The organism is Malikia granosa (genome assembly GCF_002980595.1).
Classification (GTDB): domain Bacteria; phylum Pseudomonadota; class Gammaproteobacteria; order Burkholderiales; family Burkholderiaceae_C; genus Malikia; species Malikia granosa.
This window is the reverse complement of record NZ_PVLQ01000094.1, coordinates 1-7,155: the sequence shown is the minus strand read 5'-3', so window position 1 is coordinate 7,155 and position 7,155 is coordinate 1. Positions and strand designations below refer to the sequence as shown.

2 protein-coding genes are annotated in these 7,155 nt (G+C 61.4%); both read right to left on the bottom strand.

What is annotated here, in order from left to right; translation table 11 throughout:
• Positions 1-64 precede the first annotated feature (64 nt).
• A complete protein-coding gene (locus tag C6P64_RS16275; protein WP_105749593.1) occupies positions 65-580 on the bottom strand; it encodes a hypothetical protein in 516 nt (171 codons plus the stop codon).
• Complete coding sequence (locus C6P64_RS16270) at positions 558-6,824, bottom strand: FUSC family protein (RefSeq protein ID WP_105749592.1); 6,267 nt, start codon at positions 6,822-6,824, stop codon at positions 558-560. Before C6P64_RS16270 ends, C6P64_RS16275 begins: the two co-directional genes overlap by 23 nt.
• Positions 6,825-7,155 lie beyond the last annotated feature (331 nt).

The window sequence follows — 7,155 nt, the reverse complement described above, 5'->3', positions numbered from 1 at the left end:
GGTGTCGGTTGGGGGATAGGCTAGATCGTCCCCGCCGCTGCCGGCAGACTGACGGGTGGGTTTTTCAACGGCCTGCTAGAGTCACGTCCAGCTGCGCGCCAATCGCTTCATTCAATGCGGTATGGAAGTCCTCGTCGTCGGTTACTTCCTCGGCGGCCTTGCTCAAAGCGAAGCGAATGACATCTCTTGCTGCTCGGTCCGCGTGCAATGCGAACTCAAGCCAGTCTGTCGGAGCCTTCTTCTCCCGGTCTCTTGCAAGGCTGAACACTCTTTCTGCATATCGGAAGCGGTGCTCGCCTGGCTCCAGCGATGCAATGGTGCGAGCCAGTGGCGCCAGGTTTGCCAACGGGTTGACCCCATCCGGCGCGTTGTAGCGGTGCTCCCAAAGCAGCATGATTTCCTGCGCACAGGCTTCCTCGGCCGCTTGACGTTCGGCGCCAGTTGATGTTTTAACCACTAGCATGCGCTCGGCAATCAGGTGCGCCATCCAGTCCGAAAGCAGGTCTTCGTCGCTTCTCAGCGAATTGACCAGGCGCTTGCCCAGGGCAAGTAGCGCGTCAGAGCGTTCTAACTTTTCCATCGTGTGTCAGCATGTAGTAGCGCGTGTAGGGTAGGGGATACGGCTCGACTTGGTCACGCTTGGCCACATCCTCGCCAGGATATCGAGTCACGCCCACGGCGATGATGAGGCATTGACCGGGGCGGGATGCCAGGAGCGCTTGGGCAAATGCACCATCGGCCGTCAGCCGGTGGCCGGACTCAGCCGCTTCCTCTCTGCGATGGCCAACTGTCTGCGTCCATGACTCGGAGCGCAATACACCTCCGTTGGGTGCAGTCCACGTACGCTCGTCTGCACTGCACATCAACCCAAGGGCTTGGCAAATTTCGTCGTCTGGCAAGTCCTGTGGGTATCTAACGCTTAGGCCCCAGGGGTCGCGCCCATCAATGCGCACGTTGCTGTTTCGGTTGGCAATCCATGCGTCCAAGGGCAGTAGTCTCCGCTGGCCATGGAATCGGTCTGAGTCATCGGAAGATGGTAGGTAGATGCGGTAGGTCGATGTGTGCAACGCTGCCAGGAGGGCCGGAGCGAGCTCCTCATCGGTCAGCACGCTGCGCACGCTGACGTCTTCTCGCCCGCCGCGCTCGCCGAAGCTCCAGTAGCCCCACAGTACCCACTTGCCATCGTCGGTCAGAAACTGCCGGTCTATGTGCTCGGGCGTCACGCTCCAGTACCACAGGCTGTCGGAGTAGTTCGGTAGCTGCGGTGGGCGCATGAAACCAGGGTCCCGCAGGTCGCTCACCCACATGCCATTCGGTCGGGACAAGTCATAGCGTCGCAGCCAGTCTGAGAACTCATCGACTTGGCTGTCTCGGCGATGTACGACCGGGCGCTCACGCAGCAGGTCGGCGGCCACCATGAACATGGCATGGTAGGAATGGTACGTCTGCAGGTTGTCGAGGGTGGGCATGCTGCCGTGATGATGGTGGGTGTCCATGCGGTCACGGTTGAAGACGCCACGGCTATAGCGTGCATCGTCTTGCCATGTCATGCTGCGTGCGCACATGCGGGTCTGGATGACCGTTCTGGCACGCCGCACTATCGAGCGTTCGGAAAGGCCAAAGGCGCCGCCCAAGGGTGAGAACCAGTAGGGACCGATATCGATGCCGAAGTAGAACTCCTGCGTGCTTTCAGTGGGCTCATCGCTCTGCTCGTTGTCTGTAGGGCCGGAGTATTCCTCCACTTGCAACTGTGGCAGCGTCGGCTGGTTGATGGCAAGCAAGGCTCGTTTGTCCTCCTCTCCCTCAACCGCTCCTGCAGCCAGTAAGGCTTGGGCGGCGAACTTCCTCAGCAGCACGTGCTCGCACGCCAACTCCTCCCGCAACAGTGCAACACACGTGCGCGGCAGACGGTGTACTTGTAGCGCGGCGCGCGCCAGCCCGATGACGAACCACAGCCGAGCATGCCACTCGTAGAACTTCAGTCGAGCGTCGGCGAACGGCCTTGCTTCGCGCGTGGTGGCGAATCCGGCGAGCTCGTCAAGTAGCTCGTCCCACTCCAGCTCGGCTGCGCTCCTGACGACGTGCGCGAATTGCCATCGCTCGGACCATCCCGGAGAGCTTAGGCCCGACCAGAGGTGTCCGGCCAGGGCGGATAGCGGCTCAGTCGGCGGCGCAAGTGCTGCGCTCCACTTCCCATCGCCCTTGTCATCGACCAGAGCCTCTTTTAGTAGTTTCAGCCCGTACTCCAGCGTGTGCGCGGCTTGCTGCGGCGAGAGCTTGGCCGACAGGCTGTCGAGGAGCTGAAACAGCTCGGAGGCATCCGCCTGCTCGACAAGGGTGACATAGCCGCGCAGCACCGAATCGACGATCTCATCGTCGTCGGCGATGCCATCGTTCTTGAGTTCCTCCCAGGGCAGGAGGGGATATAGCGCCCGCTGCGAGATGCGAGCGGGCTCGCGCTCACATACAAGCAGCAGCGCCTGCTTCAGTGCGGCGCGCACTGATACCAGCTTTCGCATGCTGCTGGGTATGGCTTCCAGAAGGTCGCGCAGTATGAAGATGTCGAAGTCGGCCCAGTGACTGATAGCCTGGACAAGTCCAGCACTTCCAGCCGTAAGCCCCTGCGCAGCCTGTGCGATGAAGTCCTTGAGACGCACGTCCTTGTTTGCCGTGTGAGCCTGCTGGTACGCCTGTTTCAGCGCCTCTGGGTCGCTGACATCAACGCCCACTAAGACCACCTTCCAGTCGATAGGGGCAGGGGGATCAAGGCTGTCCTCCTCGGCAGCCTTGGGTGCGCTCACCAATACGGGGATTTCAGTCACGTGGCTATCGCCCTCCCGCTCCGGCGTTCCGGCCACCAGGCGCTCGATATCAAGCAGGTCGACGCCCAACTCCTGGCCGAGCGCCTGGAACCTTTGCCACTGGGCCTTCGTGGCGCCAAGCACACGCACGTACCGGTAGCAAATGGACAGCAAGCGTTGCCGTTCCAGGTCACTCTGAGCGGAGGCCAGTGCGTCATCCAACACCTTTTCGTGGCGCCACTGCGCGTCGATGCCCAGCATCGCCACGGGCGTCTTTGGTGGCAGCTGCTGGCGGTCGACAAGTGCCTCGATAGTCATCGCGAATACCCGCTCGTGCCTGCCGAAGCCGCGGTCTCGCCAGCGGCTCGTGATTGCCAGCGCAGACGACGGGCACAGCGCGCAGAGTGCTCGCAGCGTCTCTTGCCAGTCGAAATGCTTCTCGGAATACGAGTACGCCAGCTCTGCGGCCTGCGAATACCTATAGGCGAGTTCAGGTTGGGGCGTGCCATGCACCCCGGCATGCACTGCAAGCCATGTGAGCGATCTCCAGCGGCTCAAGTTCTCCTCACCGATGCGGCTTGCAATCTCGATGGCGCGGCTGAAGTACGCCGACGCCTCGTGTTTGTCGACAGACAGGACGGCCCTTGCAAGCTGTACATATTGCCTCACCCGCTCTTCGGCATGCTCCTCGACCATCGCCTCAATGTGAGCGAATGCTTCGCATGCGAGCTCCAGTGCGAGCGCATGGTGCTCGGTTTTTTGTGCGCATGCTCTGCACAGCTCGGTCAGCGTTTGCGCAGACATGCCCCCACAAACTTCGTCGAACCATCTGCGATAGCGCTGCCAATGCCTGTCACCAGCAGTGGCGGTGTCGCGCAATGCTTCCAGCCACACCAGCGCAGCGGCCGCGTTCAAGGCGTGGCGTAATCCCGTGCGGTACGAGTCAATGAGAGCAAGCAAGGTCAGTGCTTCGTCGGCTGACGCGGTGAAGGTCTCGGGAGAGGCGTCGCAGACACAGGCGGCCCATAGCTTGTACCAAGGCCATATGGCGCCTACGTCGCCACAGAACTGCTCCGCCTCATGATGATGGCGTAGTGCCTTGCCTTCGATGCTGATGTGCTCTGCGAGCGGTGGCGGTGCCAGGTCCTTTAACGTGAGCTTGTCATCGGCCAAGTGGTCGTACAGGGCGTATGCCTTGAGCATCTGCTCATTGACCTTGCCGTAGCGCTGTACCAGACCGTACGGCGGATGAGCGGGCAAGAACTTCTTGAGCACGGCAGCTACTAAGGTGGTCTGCTGCATTGGCAGCACTTGCCGTGCGATGACAACGGTTGAGCTGACGGCGTCGACCAGACCGCCCCGGCCGTCCCAAGGCTCGTCGAGTTCGAGCTTGAGATGAGGGCTGCCGAGCAGGCGTATCAGCCTCGCCAGAGGCTCGGCGGGCAAGCGGTGGCCAACCTTCTCGCTTTCCGAGGCTAGCCCCAACATCAGCCAGACGTTGTTCTTCGCAGCCCTGAAGAGCTCATCAACCGCCAACGGCTTGGAGAGGTCAAACAGGCGGCGCGCCGCCCGCTTGCCGCTCTCAAACCCGAGCATCAGTGGCCTCCATCGGCGAAGAAAACGCGCAGCGTCATCGGCACCGCTGACGCTCAGGATGGCTAGGGTGAAGGCCGCACGGTCGTCGTGGGTGACGTCGTCAGTGTCCACATCGCCTGCAGAACGGCGCCGGCTCCAGGCGTAGAGCCAATCCTCGGCCAGTCTCAGGCGGCTTCTTGCGTCAGCTATCAGCTCGTCGTGGCCCGCGAGCAAGCACGCGTAGTAGAGCTGGTTGGAGCCCAGCCAGGTGGAATGAAACGTGCGACGCGAGACCAGATCTTCGATATGCGACACGGAGAGCAGTCTGGACACCACCTCAGCGTTTTCCCTCAGGAGTTCGTTTTGCCTCGTCTCGGCGGCGGTCTCGCCTCCGGCCCGTAAGGCGAGCTTAGCTGCCTCGGCATACCTGTTTGCTTTCAAGCAGGCTTTGAGCGCAAAGGTCAGCCGCTGCAGCTCGATGTCACGGCGCTCCAGGGGGTTATGGCGCGGCAGGCCCTGCGTCGACAGTGCCAGCGCAGCCAGTTCATCTAGCTTGCCGGCGTCCAGCAGCATCGATGGCAGCACGGAGGCCGCGTAGCCGTTATCGCTGGCCAAAGGCGTCAGACGCGCTAGTAGCTGCACCAGTTGAGGGCCGGTCGGCTTGAATTTGTCACGGAACCACGACTCCGAGGGCTCGTCGAGAAAATGCACGCAGTCGCCTTTGACCAGCAAGGGACGCCCGAGCGCGGTCACGAAGGTTCGAATGGCTGAGGGCGGGCACTGAGAGACGTGCGACAGCACCGACATCGGAACCAGAGGTCGTAGGACGGCCAGGCACTGGCAAAGCGCTTCCACCTGAGATGCCTCGACTGGGCCTGCGTCATTCTTGAGCCGCTTGATGGCCTTGTCCAGCAAGTCTGTTAGCGTCCTTTCGACCGTCGTCGGCGTGGGTCCCAGCCCACGCAGCATATCCAGCAATGAAAGCTGCTGCGCCATTGCCAGGGCTTGCACCCGCGGGTTGTGGCTGCTGAATCTGGCGAACTCCTCGACCTCTTCCTCGGTCGCATTCGGGTAGAACTGGTGTAGGTGGCGTGCAGTTTCAGCGAGCGAGAAAGGCTTGAGCTCGACTTGCACGGTCTCGGGCGTAGCATCGAGCATCTCGACGCGATGGGTGCGAGCCGTGAACACAAGGCGCACACCTTCAGGTACGTCGATGCGGATGAGGTCACGGACAAAGGCAAGTTCGTTGCGCTCGCGGGCTGCGATGACCGCGTTGTCTGCCGCGTCAATGATGATGCACAGTAGAGCGTGCGGGTCCGTGGCGCGCAGCAGCCTTGCCGCCTGCTCGATGCGCGAGACAAAGGCTTGCATTAGCAGCTTGACATCGATATGTCTGGTTGGAATGACTGGCAGGCACAGCCCCTTGGCGGCAAGCTCGTTGACGATTTGCACCAGTGCGTCGGCGTGGCGATGGCGCTGCTTGTCAGCGCGGCGGTACGAGCCGTCTCCGAAGCAATCGTAGACCAACGAGGTTGAGGTGCCAGCGAAAGAGCGTGCAAGCAGACGAGCGACGACCGACTTGCCAACGCCGCCGTCGGCGTGGAGGATGAGCGTGGAGCGCGTATCCCTGATGGCCTGGAGCAGTTCCTCGTGTTGATCTCTGGGAAACTCACTGGCAGCTTCGGTAGCCTCGTACGGCGCCGGAAAGAGCTGCAACTCGGTGACCTTGAAGGCACTGAGCACGTCGTGGCGCACGACCGTGGGGTTGTCCTTTCCCGCTGACGTTGCTCGCCGCTGGACCAGTTCCTTGAGCTGTCCGGCAGCGTCGGCGTCGGGCTCCGACAGGAAGATGTAGGAGTCGAGCGTCAGCAAGTTGCGTTGCTCCCACAGTCCAGGCTCACCTGCTCGTATCCGAAAGAGTGAGAAGAAACCTGGAACGTCCTGCGACTCCTTCGCATACTTCTTTAAATACTTCGCAGTTTCCGCATCGCTCGGCTTCCTGCCGTTGGCGACGTCGTCTATCGTCTGGGCTACCTCCGAAGCCACGGGCCGGTTGGTCAAGAACGTGAAGCGAACCTTCTGTTTGACCAGCTCGGGCGGGTAGCTTTCGCAGAACTTGGCGTACCGCTTTGAGAAACCGGCAATCGTGTCCTTCAAGCCACTGACCGTCCAAGGCTCGTGCGGGTTCTTAGTCGAATGCTTGAGCTGGAAGTACTCCACTAACGTGGCATGTGCCATCTCCTGATGCCCGAAGTACAGGCCAACGTCGATGACCTCTTCGCCCTGCTCAATCTTTTGCCCGTCTGTCTCTTGCGCGGACGCCCCCTCGATGCTGACAGCAACCAGTTGCGAGCCCGCAGGCAAGAGCTGCAGGCACTGCCTTGCAGCCCAGTAGTAGTGGAACTGGTCGCCGTCGCGCGTGTAGCGAACAGTGTCTGAGTAGGACATTCAACATGCTTTCTGCAGCGCTTAGCCATAGCAGAGAAGGCGCACTGCTCTTGACAGATTTTTGCTTTTTTGGGCAGCGTTCAGCTTACATCGCCGCGCTCGCTCGCACTTCCTGATCACCTGACCTTCGCTGACCTTGAGTCATCCCCTCCGTGTCGCTGATTGAACCGCTTAGCCGACCCGGAAAAGTTTGAACGGTCAAACTCCCGCCTGCCGGAGGAGTCGCTCAGGCTGGTGGGCATGTATCCGGGCGAGCCTGGGGCAGAGCACCGGCGCCGTACATTTGCAACTCGGCAGGGCAGCAGGTTGCTGCGGGGGGGGGGGGGGCCAA

Bases quoted from the DNA above. Each gene is read 5' to 3' on its own strand.
- C6P64_RS16275 (WP_105749593.1), bottom strand. From the start codon at position 580: ATGGAAAAGTTAGAACGCTCTGACGCGCTACTTGCCCTGGGCAAGCGC.
- C6P64_RS16270 (WP_105749592.1), bottom strand. From the start codon at position 6,824: ATGTCCTACTCAGACACTGTTCGCTACACGCGCGACGGCGACCAGTTC.